The organism is Kitasatospora sp. NPDC057223, from assembly GCF_042669755.1.
Lineage (GTDB): Bacteria > Actinomycetota > Actinomycetes > Streptomycetales > Streptomycetaceae > Kitasatospora.
In genome coordinates this window covers 48,833-63,836 of record NZ_JBHUWW010000033.1, presented here as the reverse complement: position 1 = coordinate 63,836, position 15,004 = coordinate 48,833, and the positions used below count along the sequence as shown (strand labels likewise).

10 protein-coding genes are annotated in these 15,004 nt (G+C 73.4%); 4 read left to right on the top strand and 6 right to left on the bottom strand.

Features of this window, described 5'->3' with window-relative positions:
• Window positions 1-28: 28 nt before the first annotated feature.
• The 6 genes from ACFUK0_RS14990 to ACFUK0_RS14965 all read right to left on the bottom strand — a co-directional run bounded on the left by ACFUK0_RS14990 (window position 29) and on the right by ACFUK0_RS14965 (window position 7,646).
• Complete coding sequence (locus ACFUK0_RS14990) at window positions 29-2,041, bottom strand: glycoside hydrolase family 32 protein (RefSeq protein ID WP_380250027.1); 2,013 nt, start codon at window positions 2,039-2,041, stop codon at window positions 29-31.
• A gap of 62 nt (window positions 2,042-2,103) precedes the next feature.
• The gene (locus tag ACFUK0_RS14985) at window positions 2,104-3,105 is read right to left on the bottom strand and encodes a glycosyl hydrolase family 32 (protein ID WP_380250025.1); all 1,002 of its coding nucleotides are present in this window, start codon (window positions 3,103-3,105) and stop codon (window positions 2,104-2,106) included.
• An 80-nt stretch (window positions 3,106-3,185) separates the two neighbouring features.
• Window positions 3,186-4,109, bottom strand: a complete 924-nt coding sequence (locus ACFUK0_RS14980) for a carbohydrate ABC transporter permease (protein WP_380250023.1) — start codon at window positions 4,107-4,109, stop codon at window positions 3,186-3,188.
• 3 nt (window positions 4,110-4,112) lie between these two features.
• The gene (locus tag ACFUK0_RS14975; RefSeq protein ID WP_380250021.1) at window positions 4,113-5,090 is read right to left on the bottom strand and encodes a carbohydrate ABC transporter permease; all 978 of its coding nucleotides are present in this window, start codon (window positions 5,088-5,090) and stop codon (window positions 4,113-4,115) included.
• A 63-nt stretch (window positions 5,091-5,153) separates the two neighbouring features.
• Window positions 5,154-6,428, bottom strand: a complete 1,275-nt coding sequence (locus ACFUK0_RS14970) for an extracellular solute-binding protein (RefSeq protein WP_380250019.1) — start codon at window positions 6,426-6,428, stop codon at window positions 5,154-5,156.
• A gap of 153 nt (window positions 6,429-6,581) precedes the next feature.
• The gene (locus tag ACFUK0_RS14965) at window positions 6,582-7,646 is read right to left on the bottom strand and encodes a LacI family DNA-binding transcriptional regulator (RefSeq protein WP_380250017.1); all 1,065 of its coding nucleotides are present in this window, start codon (window positions 7,644-7,646) and stop codon (window positions 6,582-6,584) included.
• Between the two features lie 694 nt (window positions 7,647-8,340).
• Here ACFUK0_RS14965 and ACFUK0_RS14960 point away from each other — a divergent pair.
• From ACFUK0_RS14960 to ACFUK0_RS14945, 4 genes are all read left to right on the top strand, one after another.
• Window positions 8,341-8,904: a GNAT family N-acetyltransferase gene (locus tag ACFUK0_RS14960; protein ID WP_380250015.1), complete on the top strand. Its 564-nt coding sequence runs from the start codon at window positions 8,341-8,343 to the stop codon at window positions 8,902-8,904.
• A gap of 116 nt (window positions 8,905-9,020) precedes the next feature.
• Window positions 9,021-11,171, top strand: coding sequence for a WD40 repeat domain-containing protein (locus tag ACFUK0_RS14955; RefSeq protein WP_380250013.1), 2,151 nt, complete (start codon window positions 9,021-9,023; stop codon window positions 11,169-11,171).
• Between the two features lie 93 nt (window positions 11,172-11,264).
• On the top strand, window positions 11,265-14,027 hold the full coding sequence (locus ACFUK0_RS14950) for a BTAD domain-containing putative transcriptional regulator (protein WP_380250011.1): 2,763 nt from the start codon (window positions 11,265-11,267) through the stop codon (window positions 14,025-14,027).
• Window positions 14,028-14,312: 285 nt separating this feature from the next.
• On the top strand, window positions 14,313-14,996 hold the full coding sequence (locus tag ACFUK0_RS14945; protein WP_380250009.1) for a hypothetical protein: 684 nt from the start codon (window positions 14,313-14,315) through the stop codon (window positions 14,994-14,996).
• Window positions 14,997-15,004: the final 8 nt, after the last annotated feature.

The following is a 15,004-nucleotide window of genomic DNA, read 5'->3' as shown; positions in this document are numbered from 1 at the left end:
GCGCCGGGTGGCGCCGCCCGCGCGGTGGTCAGTCGCTCAGGACGACCTGGTCGACCATCAGGTGCCCCCAGGCGCCGGTGGCGTCGTCGAGGACCTGGAGCTGGGCGGTGCGGCCCTGGAGGCCGCTCAGGTCCCAGTCGACGGGCCGCAGGGTGCCGCTGCCGTCGCCGGTGGCGGTGCGTACCGGTTGTCCGTCGACCAGCAGGTTGACGCTGGTCGCGCCGGGGATGCCGAGCGGGTGGTTGCCGCCGGCGACGAGCAGGTGCAGGGTGGCGCGGTCGATGGTGAAGGCCGGTGAGGTGAGGGTACCGGTGGCGCTGTCGCGGCCGGCGAAGGTGTCGAGGACGGCGGCTCCGACGGAGCCGGGGAGCTGTTCGGTGGTCGGGGCGGTGCCGGTGAGATCGCCGGTGGCGCTCCAGCCGGGGGCGTAGGCGCCGCCTTCGAAGTCGGCGAGCAGCCGGGCGGGCCGCTGGGCGAGGTCGGTGTACTCGGTGACGGTGAGGTGGGCGAAGGTGGCGGCGCCGCCGCTGGTGAACAGCTTGAGCCCGTCGTCGCCGGGGTCGGCGAAGACCTCGTCGGAGTGCACGTGGCGGCCGTCGTCGACGAAGTACTCGACGCTGGTGCGGTCCACCAGGACGGTCAGGTGGGCGCTGGTCCTGGCCGGGTCCCAGGGGGCGTGCGACTCCAGGTGGGAGCCGTCGGCCGAGGGGTTGCCGGTCTGACGGCGGTTCAGGAAGCTGAAGTCGTGGTGGATCCCGGCGTCGGCGTGCCTGGTGCCGTCGGGGGAGACCCGCAGTTGGACGCCGAGGTTGTCCAGGGTGCTCCAGCTGACGTCGGCGTCCAGGCGGTACGCGGTGCCGTGGTACGGCAGGGTGGTGAGCCCGTTCACCTGCACGGTGCCCAGGTCGGTGGTCCTGGAGGCGTGCAGGTCGAGGGCGGGTGTCGGGCGGGAGGCCAGGGCGTAGCCGTCGGCGTAGTGCTTCAGGGTGAGCTCGCGGGTGATCGCGTCGGTGCCGTTGAAGCCGTCGGCGGCCCAGGTCGGGGTGGTGTACGGGTACGTCCAGTTGTTCAGCCAGGCGGTGGCGTACCGGCGGTCGAGCGGGGCGGCGGGGTCCTCCCAGGTGACGCCGGCGTACCAGTCGAAGCCGTGGTCGAGCCACTGCGGGGCTGCGGTGTCGGGGGTGAAGGCGGTGCCGTCGAAGCTCCCGGTCCAGTAGGCGTAGGTGTTGGGGTCGCCGATGAGGTAGCCGTTGGCGCTGGCGCCCATCACCCAGTGGAGGGTGCCGTCGTCGGCGCGGAGCTGGAACAGGTCGGGGCATTCGAGGGTGCCCAGGCCGGAGTTCGTGTACTGGGACCCCCAGGTCCAGTTCTTGAGGTCGGGCGAGGTCCAGAAGCTGATCCTCGTGCCCTCGGCGAGCAGGGCGACCCAGCGGTGGCGGGCGGAGTCCCAGACCAGCTTGGGGTCGCGGAAGTCCTTGCGGCCGCCGTTGGGGAGGACGGGGGTGTCCCCGTAGGGGCGGAAGTTGCGTCCGCCGTCGGTGGAGTACCAGAGGAACTGGGCCTGCGGGCCGGAGGCGTCGGCGATCTGGGCGGGGGTGGGGTGGTCCATCTGCGTGACCATCATGACGACGGCGCCGGCGCCGAACCCGGCGGTGCCGTCGGTGTCGACGACGGCGGAGCCGGACCACAGGTCGTAGTTGGCGTTGGTCTGCTTCGGCGCGGCGACGCCCTGGTCGTGGAAGGCCACGTTGTCGGTGCTGGTGGCCTGCCGCCAGGCGGTGCCGATGGCCTGCCCGTAGTCGGCGTTGTAGAGGTAGTAGTAGTGGAACGCGCCGTTGGACCAGACCGGCCGCTGCGGGTCGTTCTTCCAGTGGTCCGGCACGGTGAAGTGGTAGACGGACCGGCGGCTGTCCGCCGCCGCCGCCCGGGCCGCGGTGGGGGCGGCCGGGCCCGGGGCGACGACGGCGGCGGCGGTCAGCACGAGGCCGAACAGCGCGGCGAGGCCGAGCCGCAGGGGGTGGAGCGAGGAGCGTGGGGTCATGCTCGACTCCTGGACTGTCGGGTGGGGTGGGGTGGGGGTGTTGTGGGGGAGGGGAGATCGGCTCAGCAGGCCGGGGCGGCTTCGGTGAGCTCGCGCCCGGCGGGGTCGGGCAGGCCCTCGACGGTCAGTCGGTGTCCGTCCCAGGAGACCGGCATCGGGTCGCTGACGCCGCCGGCGAAAGAGCCGTCGGGGCCGGTGTGGTGGAAGCCCGTCAGGACCCAGGACCCGTCGCGGCGGCGGACCAGCTTGCCGCTGTAGTAGCGGTCGTCGGTGACCTGCCGGGCGGCGCCGATGTCGAACGGGCCGAGCAGGCTCGCGGCGGGGGCGGCCCAGATGCCGCCGCGGGTGCCGGTGGCACGGCGGGTCTCGGAGGCGTGCTCGGCGAGGCAGGAGAAGAGCAGCAGGGGCTTGCCGTCGACGATCTCGGTCTGGGTGACCTCCAGTTGGCCGAAGCCGTGTGCGGCGGGCGCGGACAGCGGCGGGCGCAGCTCCCAGTGCCGCAGGTCGGCGGAGACGGCGTGGCCGACCACGCCGCGTTCGAAGGCCGGTCCGGTGGTGGCCCGGGCGGTGACCAGCATGTGCCAGCCGTCGCCGTCCGGATCGGGGAACACCCACGGGTCGCGGAACGCCTCGTCGTGCCACTGCCCGGTGTCGAGGGTCTCGTACCAGGCGGCGTCGGCGCTCAGCACCGGGTTGGCGCCCGCCTTGTGCCAGGTGGTCAGGTCGGTGGAGGTGGCGTAGCCGATCCGCTGGACGTTCTTGCCGTCGGGGGCGCGGGTGGAGCCGGTGTAGAAGAGGAACCAGGTGCCGTCGGGGTGCCGGGCCACCGAGCCGGTCCAGGTGGCGAGGTCGTCGAAGGCGGGGGCGTCGGCGCGGACCAGGGCGTCGGGGACCCGGGTCCAGTTCCGCAGGTCGGTGGAGACGGCGTGGCCGATCGAGGCGCGGTAGTGCCGGGCCTCGGGGTCGTGCAGGGCGCGCGAGGCGTACAGGAAGAACAGGTGGTGGCGTTCGCCGTCGTCGGCGAACCAGAAGTCCCACACCCAGGAGTCGGGCAGCGTGAACATGCGTGGCCTTTCGGAGGCAGGCGTGGGGGACCCGGCCGCGGCGTGGACGGCGGCGGGGTCGGCACACGGTGGGGGAGCGGTCAGCCCTTGACGCCGCTCGCGGCGACGCTGCTGACGAAGGCGCGCTGGAAGGCGAGGAAGACCACCAGTACCGGCAGGGTGATCATCGACGTGTACGCCATGACCTCGCCCCAGGCCGGGTTGTCCTGGAAGAAGTACTGCATGCCGACCATGACGGGCCGGAGCTTCTCGTCCTGGACCACCATGGTGGGCCACAGGTACTGGTTCCAGGCGGGCAGGAAGGTCAGGATCGCCACGGTGGCGAACGCCGGGCCGGAGAGCGGCACGACGATCCTGCGGTAGATGGTGAACCAGCCGGCGCCGTCGATCCGGGCGGCCTCGTCGAGCGAGGTCGGGATGGTCGAGAAGTACTGGCTGAACAGGAAGACGGAGAAGGCGTTCGCGACGAACGGGATGATCTGCACCTGGTAGCTGTTGAGCCAGCCGATGTCCCACACCACGGCGCCGTCCTGGAGGAACAGGATCGGCAGGTGCGCGACCCAGTACACCAGGGGCACCGCGATGGTCTCGAACGGGACGATCAGGGTGGCGATGACGACGCTCAGGACCAGGCCGCGGCCGCGCCAGCGCAGCCGGGACAGGGCGAAGCCGGCCATCGAGTTCACGACCAGTCCGAGGCCGACGATCGCCACCGTCACGAGCAGCGAGTTGAGCAGGAACCGGCCGACCGGCACCCGGTCGAAGACGGCGCCGTAGTTGTGGAGGCTGATGTCGCCGACCGGGAGGAAGGCCCGCCAGCCGCCGATGTCGGAGAGCAGCTGCCCGTCCGGCTTGAGGCTGGAGACGAACATGAACACCAGCGGGAACAGGAAGAACACCGCCAGGCCGACCAGGACCAGGTAGGACCAGATCCGGCGGCGCCGGCGCGACTGCCGCTCGCTCAGGTCGGTGCGCGCCCGCGGCGCGCGTACGTTCTCGGCCATGGGTCAGTCCTTGTCGCGGGTGAGGTGGCGCTGGATCAGCGCGATGACGAGCACGATCACGAAGAAGATCAGCGACAGGGCCGAGCCGTACCCGATCTGCTGCTGGCGGTAGCCGGTGAGCACCGCGTGGTAGACCAGGGTGGAGGTGGAGTCGATCGGGCCGCCCTGGGTCATCACGTCGATCTGCACGAACAGGCCGAGCGCGGCGATGGTGATGGTGATCAGGACGAAGACCCTGGTCGGGCGCAGGCACGGCCAGGTGACGTCCTTGAACTGGCGCCAGGTGCCGGCGCCGTCCATCCGGGCCGCCTCGTAGAGCTCCTCCGGGATGGTCTGCAGGCCGGACAGCCAGATCAGCATGTGGAAGCCGACGGCCTGCCAGACCGACAGCACGATGATCGCGAGCAGCGCGGTGTTCGGGTTGTTCAGCCAGGCGGTGCCCTGCCAGGCGCCGAAGGTGATCGAGTTGATGAAGGAGTTCACCAGGCCGTCCGGCTGGTACATGAACTTCCACAGGATCGAGACGACGACGATCGAGGTCACGACCGGGATGAAGAAGATCACCCGGAACGCGGTGACGCCGCGGATCTTCTGGTTGACCAGCAGGGCCAGGAACAGGCCGAAGCCCGCCTGCACCGGGACGACCACCGCCGCGAAGGCGAAGGTGTTGAGCAGCGACCGGAAGAAGGTCGGGTCGACGGTGAACGCGCGGACGAAGTTGTCGAGGCCGGTGAAGCGCGTCGGCTCCGGGGAGATCAGCCGGGCGTTGGTGAACGACAGGGCGAAGCCCAGCAGCACCGGCACGATCAGGAAGGCCAGCAGGAGCACGATCGCCGGGAGGGCCATCGCCAGGCCGGCCCGGGCTTCACCGCGGCGGGCGGTACCGGGCCGCTTGCGGGGCCGGCCGGCGGGTGCGGGGGCGGATCGGGGTTCTTCCCGGCCGGGATCGGTCGGGGTGTCGAGGCGGAGGGTCGCCGTCATGGGTCACGCCTTTCCGGTGGCCGGCCGGCGCTGGACGCCGCCCGGCCACCGCTCGCCGCTGCGTCAGTTGCCGTAGCTGTTGTTCGACTTGATGTCGCTGTCGATCGCCTTCACGGCGGCATCCAGGGTCGGCTTGACGTCGGCGCCGTTCATGATGTCCTTGGCAGCCTTCTCGAAGCTGCTGGAGACCACCGGGTAGCCGGGGGTGGCGGGCCGGGCGAGGGCGAACTTCTGCGACAGGACGGCGAACTGGCGCAGCGCGCCGTCCTGGCCGAAGTACTTGGAGGCGGCGGTGGCGCCGGCCGTGGCGGGAATGACCACCTGGCTGTCCGAGAACTCGGTGAGGTACTTGTCCTGGAAGCTGAACTTCAGGTAGGCGCGCGCGCCTTCGGACTGGTCCGTGCCGCAGCCGGCCGAGAGGCCCCACTGCCAGGAGCCGCCGCCGATCCTCGGTCCCCTGCCGAAGTCCACCGGCGGGAGGATCAGCAGGTCGGAGCCGACCTTGGCCAGCGCCTCCTCGGCGTTCCACACGCCGGTGTAGCTGAGCGCCACCTTGTCGTCGATGAAGTTCTGGTTGCCGACCGGGCCGTTGCTGTTCGCCCAGCCGTTCTTGAACGCCTTCTGGAACCAGTTGAAGAACGAGACCGCGTCCGGCCCGTTGAGCGCGCCCTCGGCGGTCTTCAGGCCGGTGCGGTCGATCTCGTCGCCGCCGGCGCTCTGCAGCATCGGTGAGTAGGCGTAGCTCCACCACTCGCCCTTGTCGGCCGCTCCGAGGTCGAGCGGGGTCTGGTAGCCGGCGCTCTTCAGCCTGCCGATCGCGGCGTCGAACTCGGCGAGCGTCCAGGGCTGTTCGACGGTCGGAATGCGGATGCCGTTCTTCTCCAGCACCGACTTCCGGGCGAAGACCGACAGCGCCGCGTCCCAGTAGCCCGCCGAGTAGATCTTGCCCTTGTAGGTGCCGACGGCGGTGGGCAGCAGCGAATCGGTGAGGCTGCTCGGCAGGTCGAGCGGCTGGAGGTAGCCGGCCCAGGCCCAGTTCGGCATGATCGGGCCGTCCATGTCCAGCAGGCAGGGCAGCTTGCGGGCGGCGGCGGCCGCGGTGACCGCGTCGTTGTACGAGCCCTGCGGGAAGTTCTGCTGGACGACCTCGTACTTGCCCTGCGAGCCGTTGAAGTCGTCGATGATCTTCTTGTAGACGGCCAGCTCGCCGGGGTTGCCCGCAGAGTGGGTCCACATGGTGATCTGGGTCGGTCCGCCGTCGGAGGACGCGCCGTCGTGGCCGGCCTTGGCACAGCCGGTCAGCGCGACCGTCCCGAGCAGGCTCGCCGCTGCTACCATCGCGAGGGGATTGCGCACAGAGGTCCCTTTCCGGGGGCCGACCGCCAAGCCGGCCCCGAGTGAAACGGCAAGCGCCAGCTGCCGTGTGGTTGCCCAGCCGAACGGCAGCGCCAACTGCCGTGTGCTGGAAGTACTGCGAGGGGTCCGCCGCCGCTACCGGCTCGCCCGCTGAGGCGGCGGCGGACCCACGGAGTCCCGGCGGATGACCGGGCACCGCATCCGGTACGGCTCGGCCGGGTCGGCCTGCCGCTTCCCGAGCGCCACCTCCATCGCCCAGCGCCCCATCTCGTAGTGCGGCAGGGCGAGGGTGGTCAGCGGCGGGTCGAGTTCGGCGGCGATCAACTGCTGGTCGTCGTAGCCGACCACCGAGAGGTCCTGCGGGATGCGCAGACCGCGCCGGTGGGCCGCGGTGTAGGCGCCCATCGCCATCCGGTCGTTGAAGCAGAACAGCGCGGTCGGCCGGACCTCGGCCGGCAGGTCGAGCAGCGCCCCGGCGGCGGCCCGCCCACCACCCGCGTCGGTCTCCGCCCGCACGTGCAGGGCCGGGTCCGGGGTGATGCCGGCCTCGGCCAGCACCTGGAGGTACCCCTGGTGGCGCAGCTCCGAGGCGACCACGCCGCTGCCGGCCGGGGCGTCCAGGTAGGCGATCCGCCGGTGCCCGGCGGCCACCAGCTCCCGGGTCGCGGCCACCCCGCCGTCCCGGTCGTCCGGCACCACGGCCGGCCAGCCTCCGTCCGCGGGGCGGCAGTCCAGGAAGACGCTGCCCTCGGCGAGACCGGTCGGGGCGTCCACCACCTGGTGCCACATCCGGGCGTAGATCATCGCGTCGACCCGCTGCCCGGTCAGTGCCTCGATCGCCTGCCGCTCCTGCGCCAGGTCGCCGTCGGTGTCCACCAGCACCATCAGGTGCCCGTGCTCGCGGGCCGCGTCGTTCGCGCCCGCCAGCATCCGGCCGGCGAACGGCGTGGTCGCGATGGTGTCCGAGAGCAGCCCGATCATCCGGGTCTTCTGCGTCCGCAGGCTCCGGGCCACCGAGTTGGGCGCGTAGCCGATCGCCTCGGCCGCCTCCCGGACCTTCGCCTGGGTCTGCGCCGAGATGCGCTCGCCGCCGGCGCCGCTGAGCACCAGCGACACCGTGGCGGTCGAGACACCCGCCGCAGCGGCGACATCGGACATCCGCACCCGCGCCATAGCCGTCCGCACCTCGCTCACGTTCATTCAATCGATTAACCGCCGGGAAGTGAGTATGCAATCGCGCCGATACCCGGTCAAGGGGAAGTTGCGGCAGCGTTACCCCACCGCAACGCGGGGCCGCCTCCGCAGGCCGGGCCGGGTGCCTGCAGCTCCCCCTGTGAACCGGACGACGGGGCTCCGTCGCCGGGAGGTGGGTGGTGGGACCGCCATCGCGTCCTCGGGCGGCATCGCGGCCCTGCCGGAGGACGTGGGAGGCGAGGGGCAGTCTCCGGGCGTGGAGCTTGATCTTGACGACGTCGTGCTGGAGGGGTGAGGCGTAGGAGCCGGCCGGGCGTCGGTGCGGACGGAGGGTGCGTCGGCGGTGCGCGGGGGGTGACCTTCTGCTCGTAGCAGGTGCCGTTCCGGTAGCCGGCGGTGATCCCGTCGTCGTAGCCGGTGAAGTCGGTGGCGGCGCCCAGTGGCGGTGGCGGTCCGGTGGTACGACGTGGGCGGGCCCGCCGTGGACCGGCTCGCCCGCGCCGTCACCCCGCCGCCAGGGGGCGGCGTGCTCACGTTTGACTAACGTCCGGCTGACGTGCGGAAACAGGGGTGGAGTGTGGTTGACTGAGCGCGCCGTTCAACCCCGTGACGGGTGGAACGGGCGGACTCCGGCGGTGTCGGGGCGTGCCCGTGGGCGGCGGGAACGTCGGGGAACGAGGGACTGCCATCAGGGGGAGCGATGCGGGCGCTCGCCGCCGTCGGGGATGAGCCGCTGCGGGCGGGCGGGCTGGTGCTGCGCCGGCCGGTGGTGGGGGATGCGCCGCTGGTGTTCCGGGGAACGCGGGATCCGCTGGTGCGGGAGTTCCTGCAGGCGGTGATCCCGCATCTGGACGTGGCGGCCGCCGAGCGCTGGCTGGCCGAGATCCCGCCCCTGCTGTGGGCCGAGAACCGGGCCGCGTACTTCGCCGTTGATCTGGACGAAGAGCCGGTCGGATGGGCCGAGTTGGTGAACCTGGACGCGGCGGACGACAGCGCCGAGGTGACCATGTGGCTGCTGCCGGAACACCGCCGGATGCGGACCGCCACCGGCGCGCTGCGGCTGGCCTGCCGGTTCGGCTTCGAGCGGCTGGGCCTGCGCCGGATCGACGCGTTCGCCGCTGCCGACAACATGCCGAGCCAGGTGATGGGCGCCGCGATCGGGTTCCGCCGGGCCGGGTACCGTCCGGAGCTGTTCCGCAGCTCCCGTACCCAGCGGCTGCACGACGCGGTGCACGCCACCCTCGTCCCCGGCGACCTGTGTTGACCACGGTGACGAGCGCCGACGAGCATCCGGGTGCGGACCCGGGGACGAACCTCGGGCAACGAAACGGGCAACGGGACGGGCAGGCAACTGCCCACCAGTGAACTGGGAGTAATGACATGTCAGGAAGTGTCCGGCTGGAGGCCGGCGGCCGCGGCGAGCTGCTGATCACCGCCGACGGCACGTTCCGCGCGCGCGGGGCGGACGGCGGCGGCGAGCGGACCGGGAGGGTCGACGGTGCGCTGGTGCGACGGGTGCTGGGAGGATGGGGTGAGGCGCCCGCGCCCGTCGAGGAGCCGGCCACGGCGCGGCGGCTGACCGTCCTCGGGCAGCCCGGCCACCCCGACCGGCAGTGGACCGACGGGACGGCGGCGCCCGTCCCGGCCTCGGCCGCCACGCTGGAGGCCCTGCTCGACCAGCTGCTCGCCGAGCCCGGCGCCCCCGCCGCGCTGCCCGGCGCGCTGGCGCTCGCCGACCCCGCCGTCCACGGCGCCCGCACCGCCGCCGCGGTCGGCACGGTCGGCGGCCGGGCCGCGTACGCCCTGGTCGACACGGACGGCTCGTTCGGGCTGACCGCGCTCGACGACGCCGAGTCGCTGGGCGGTTCGGACGCCGACGCGGGCCTGCTGTCCACCGCCGTGGCGCTCGGCGAGGCCGCCGGGCGTTCGCTGTTCGCGGTCGGCGGCGCGGACGGCTCGGTACAGGTGTGGGACGCCGCCACCGGGCAGGTCGCGTACGGTACCACCGGCGGCGAGGGCGCCCAGGCGGTGGCCGCCGCGGTGATCCGGGACATCCCGGTGGCGTTCTCGGCGGGCCAGTCCGGCGACCTGCGGGCGGTGCGCGCCGACAACGGCCGGGTACTGGGAGCCCTGGCCGCCGGCGGCCAGGGCGCGACCGTGCTGCGCGCGGCCCGCTGCGCCGGGCTCGACCTGCTGGCCGCGGCCTCGCCCGACGGCAGCGTCCGGGTGTGGAACGCCGCCGACGGCGAGCAACTGCACCTGCTGGTCGGCCACCGCGGCGAGGTCCGCGTCCTCGCCGTGCTGTCGATCGCCGACCAGGCGGTGCTCGCCTCGGCCGGCCAGGACCGCCGGATCCGGCTGTGGGACCTCGCCACCGGCCAGCTCGTCGCCGAACTCGACGGCCACACCGGCACCGTCACCGGCCTGGCCTTCCTCGACCTGGACGGCCGCCCGGTGCTGGCCTCCTGCGCGCTGGACGGCACCGTGCGCACCTGGGACGTCTACGACGGCCGCCCGCTGCGCGGCTGGCCCGCCGGGGAGTGGCTGACCGCGCTGGCCGCCGACGGCGCCCGCCTGCTGGTCGGCGACGAGCACGGGCGGATCACCGCCTGGGACGCCGCCACCGGAACCGCCCGCGAGACGCCCGTCCCGCTGGGCCGCACCGGCACGCCGGTCACCGCCCTGATCGGGGCCGAACTGGCCGGCCGGGCCGTGCTGGTGGCCGGGTTCGGCGACGGCACCATGGTGTCCTGGGACGCCCTGACGGCCACCCAGCTGCTGGAGGTGGCCGCCGACGGCGGGCCGGTGCACTCGCTGGACGTCGCCGCCGACGGTCCGGACGGGCCGCTGCTGGTCTCCGGCACCGTCGCCGGGTCGGTCCGTGGCCACGTGCTGCGCGACGGTAGCCCGTACCCGCTGCCCATCCCGCACGCCGGGCCGGTCGCCGGACTGGCGTTCACCGCCGACGAGTCGCCGCTGCTGGTCTCCGCCGGGCGGGACGGGGTGGTCGCGGTCCGCGACGCCGCCACCGGCGAGCCCCGGCTGCGCTTCGCCACCGGCCATGCCGGGACCACCGCGCTGGCCGTCACCCGGGCCGGCGGTCACCACATCCTGGCCACCGTCGGCGCCGACCTGACGGTGCGGCTCTGGCACGGCGGCTCCGGTGCGGCCGGGCCGGTCTGCGAGGGTCTGGCGCAGCCCGCCGAGGTGCTGGCCTTCGGCGAACTGGGCGGAAGCCCGGTGGTGATCGCCGGGGCGGCCGACGGCACCGTGCTGGTCTGGTCGGTCGAGAACGGCAGCCGCACCGCGCAGCTCACCGGCGGCGGCGCGGCCGTCCGCTCGCTGGTGTCCCGGGAGTTCGACGGCGAGGCGCTGCTGGCTGCCGGCGACACCGCCGGTACGCTGCGCCTGTGGCACCTGGCGAGCGGCACCCTGCTGAACGAAGCCGCGCTGGAGGGCGCACCGTTGGCGATCGACCTCGACGAGGCGGGACTGCGGGTCGTCACCCCGGCCGGAGCGGTGTCTCTCTGACGGTCCAAGATCCCCGGCCGGTCACTTCGCGTTCATGACGTTGAGTTAAGCTCCTTCACCTGTACGTACCAAGGATTCGCACGGGGGGAAGCGGTGAAGTTCCGGCTGCTCGGTGCGGTCTCGGCGGACGGCGTGGACGGGGAGCTGCGGCTCGGACCGGAGAAGCGGCGCAGCCTGCTCACCGTCCTGCTGCTGCGCCGCAACCGCGCCGTCTCGGTCGCCCAGCTGACCGAGGCGCTGTGGATCGCGGCGCCGCCCGCCAACGCCCGCACCGTGGTGCAGAGCCACGTCTCGCGGTTGCGGGCGCTCCTCGCCGAGGCGCAGGCCGACCGGCACGGGGTGCTGCTGGCCACGGCCGGGGACGCCTACACCCTGCACCTGCCGGACGGGCTGGTGGACGTCGAGCAGTTCGACGAGCTGGTGGCCGCCGCCCGCGCCGAGCAGCGGTCCGCCGACGTGGTGGACGCCCTGGAGCGGGCGCTGGCGCTGTGGCGCGGTCCGGCGCTGACCGGCACCGTGGCCAGCCCGCCGCTGGAGGCATGGCGCCAGAGCCTGGAGGAGAACCGGCTCGCGGCGGTGGAGACCCTCGCCGAGCACTACCTGCTGCTCGGCGAGCCGGCTCGGGCCGCAGAAATTCTACGCGCGGAGACGGTGGCTCATCCGCTGCGCGAGTCGCTGGTCTCCGCGCTGATGCTGGCCCTGTTCGGGGCCGGGCGGCAGTCCGACGCCCTCGACTGGTACCACCGCACCCGCGAGTCGCTGGCCGACCGGCTCGGCGTCGACCCCGGCCGGGCCCTGAACGCCGCCTACGAGCGGATCCTGCGCGGCGAGGTGGCCGTCGTGGGAGCCGGCGTGCCGTCAGCTCAGCTGCCGGAGAACGTGCTCCGGGTGCCGGAGCAGCGCCGGGCCGAACCCGACCCGCTGCCCGCCGTCGACCTGCTGCCCCGCGCACCGAGGGGATTCCACGGGCGGGAGGCCGAACTCGCCGCCCTCGCCGCCGCCGCCCGCAGCGGCCCGGACGGCGCCATCGCCCTGGTCACCGGGCCGGCCGGGGTCGGCAAGACCGCCCTCGCCCTGTCCTGGGCGCACCGCAACGCCGTGCGCTTCCCCGACGGCCTGCTCTTCGCCGATCTCGGCGGCTTCAGCGACCGCCCCGAACGCGAGACCTGCGAGGTGCTCGCCGAGTTCCTCGCCGCGCTCGGGGTCGCCCGGAAGGACGTGCCGGCCGGCGCCGCCGCCCGCAGCGCGCTCTACCGGCGGCTCACCACCGGCCGCAAGGTGCTGGTGGTGCTCGACAACGCCCGGGACCCCGCGCAGGTCCGCCCCCTGCTGCCCGGCGGCGCCGACGCGGTCGCCGTGGTCACCAGCCGGCACCGGATGCTCGGCCTGCTGGTCTCCGAACTCGCCCGCCCCGTCCCGGTCCCCGTGCTCGACCAGGACGAGTCCACCGCGCTGCTCGCCCGGGTGCTCGGACCGGCCCGGATCGCCGTCGAACCCGCCGCCGCCCGCGAGCTCGCCGTGCTCTGCGGCGGCCTGCCGCTCGCCCTGCGGATCGCCGCCGCCAGGATCGCCGCCGACCCGCGCGGCGAGGTCGCCGACCTGGTCGGCCGACTCCGCCCGGAACAGCGCCGGCTCGCCCGGCTCGCCACCGACGAGGTCAGCGTGACCGGCGCGTTGCGGCTCTCCTACGAGCTGCTGGCCCCGCCCGCGGCCCGGCTGTTCCGCACCCTCGGCTTCCACCCCGGCCCGGTGGTCGACGCCTACACCGCCGCCGCGCTCGGCGACCTGGACCCGTGCGCCGCCGCCGAAGCCCTCGAACAACTCGCCGCCGCGCACCTGATCGGCGAGACCGACGGCGGCCGGTACACCCTGCACGACCTGGTCTGGCTGTACGCCCGGGAGTTGAGCGCCCAGGCCGGGCCCGTCGAACAGCGGCTGGCCAGGCGGCGCCTCGCCGACCAGTACCTCTACACCGGCCTGGGTGCCGCCGCAGCCGCCGAACCCGGCAGCCAGTCCTGCTTCGTCCTCACCCCCGACGCTCACCGGCCGCGTGCCACCGCCGAGTTCGCCACCGCTGCGGAGGCGCTGGCCTGGCTCGGCGCGCACCGCGAGACCCTCGCCCAGCTGATCGCCACCTCCGACCCCGGCCGGGCCTGGCGACTGGCGCTCACCCAGTGGCCGCTGATCGTGCGCCAGGTCCGGGACGGCTGGGTGCCGCAGCTGGAGCACGCGCTGGAGGCAGCCGTCGAATCCGGCGAGCCCGACGGGGAGAGCCAGGTCCGGGCCCTGCTCGGCTGGGTGCTGGTCTCCAACGGCCGCCTCCCGGAGGCACAGATCTGCCTCGCCCCGGCCGCCGACCTCGCCCTGCGGGCCGGAAACCAGGTCGGCCGGGCGGTCGCGCTGATCAACCTGGCCCTGGTGCAGTCGGAACTCGGCAACACCGCCGCCGCCGACGCCGGACTCGCCCAGGCCCTGGAGATCGCCCTCGCCATCGGCCACCGGCACACCGCCACCCTCGCCCTCCAGCACCTGGCCCGCCACCTGCTGGACACCGGCCGCCCCCGGCAGGCCATCGAACACGTCCGGCGCGGGCTGGAGCTGACCGCCGAGGAGGCCCCCGGCGGCCGCCGCGTCCGGCTGCACACCGCCTGCGGTGAGGCGCTCACCGCCCTCGGCCGGCATCCCGAGGCCCGCGCCCGACTGCAGGCCGCGCTCGCCGAGGCCGAACACCTCGGGTACGACGAGGCCACCGTGGAGGTGCTGCGCGCCCTCGCGCACGCCGAGGACGCCGCCGGACTGGCCCGTGCCGCCACCGCGCACCGGCGCCGAGCCGCGGAATTCGGGCCGTCGCCGTGAGCGGGTGGGGGCCCGCCGCCGTGACCAGGCCGTTCCGGGCCTGCGGTGACCCACCCGGATCATCCGATCGACTGATTTGCGAGGAAATTAGTTGACAAGGCGTTAGTCATGCGCATGCGAAAAGCAAGTGTCATGGGACAGAATGAGGGAGTGCGGCAGCTGTGGGTACGAGCGGCGCTGCCCGTGGCACCGCGTCCGCACCAGCTGCTCACCCGGTCGCCCGGGGCCCGGCAGACCCTCGTTCACCCGCACATGGGGCAGTGAGAGCGGGAGGGGTGTACAGGGATGGCCGATGAATCGGTGTGGATCGACCTCGACGAGGTCCAGTCGTCCGCCAAGACGATTTTGCGGTTGCTGAAGGAACTGGAAGGCCCGGCCAACCAGTTGGAGGCGGCCGTCAAGCAGGTTCAGGACTCGGTCTACGGCGCCGACCTGCTCGGGAAGTCACTGCAGGGCTCCGGCTCCTCGATCGGAGGCCTGGGCCAGCACCAGGAGCAGGTGATGGCGGGCATCCGGGTACTGATGCAGAACGCCACCGCGATGGGCGACAACCTGGCCATCATGGCCGCGCGCCACGAGGCCAACGACCAGCAGCACGCGGCCGAGCTGGCCCGGATCGGCGAGAGCGGCACGGTGGCCGCCGTGCCGGGCCTGGCCGGCCTGCCGTCCGGCGGACAGGTGCACGCGGCCTCCGTCAGTGGTCGGACCCTCAGCCAGGCGGAGGACACCACCCTCCAGCCGCTGACCGCCCAGACCGTGCACCCCGCGTCGATCGGTGAGCCACGGCCGGACCACCTCGTCCGGCCGGACGCGCCCATGCGGCCGCTGCTGCTGCCGGACGACGTCCGGCCGGTCACCCCGCCCGCGCCGATCGCCCCGGTCGACGTCCCCGACGCCGGGGTCGCCTACCACGACCCGGACGCACCGGAACTGCACTACAACGACTATCCCAACCCGCTGTTCGTGTAACACCTTGC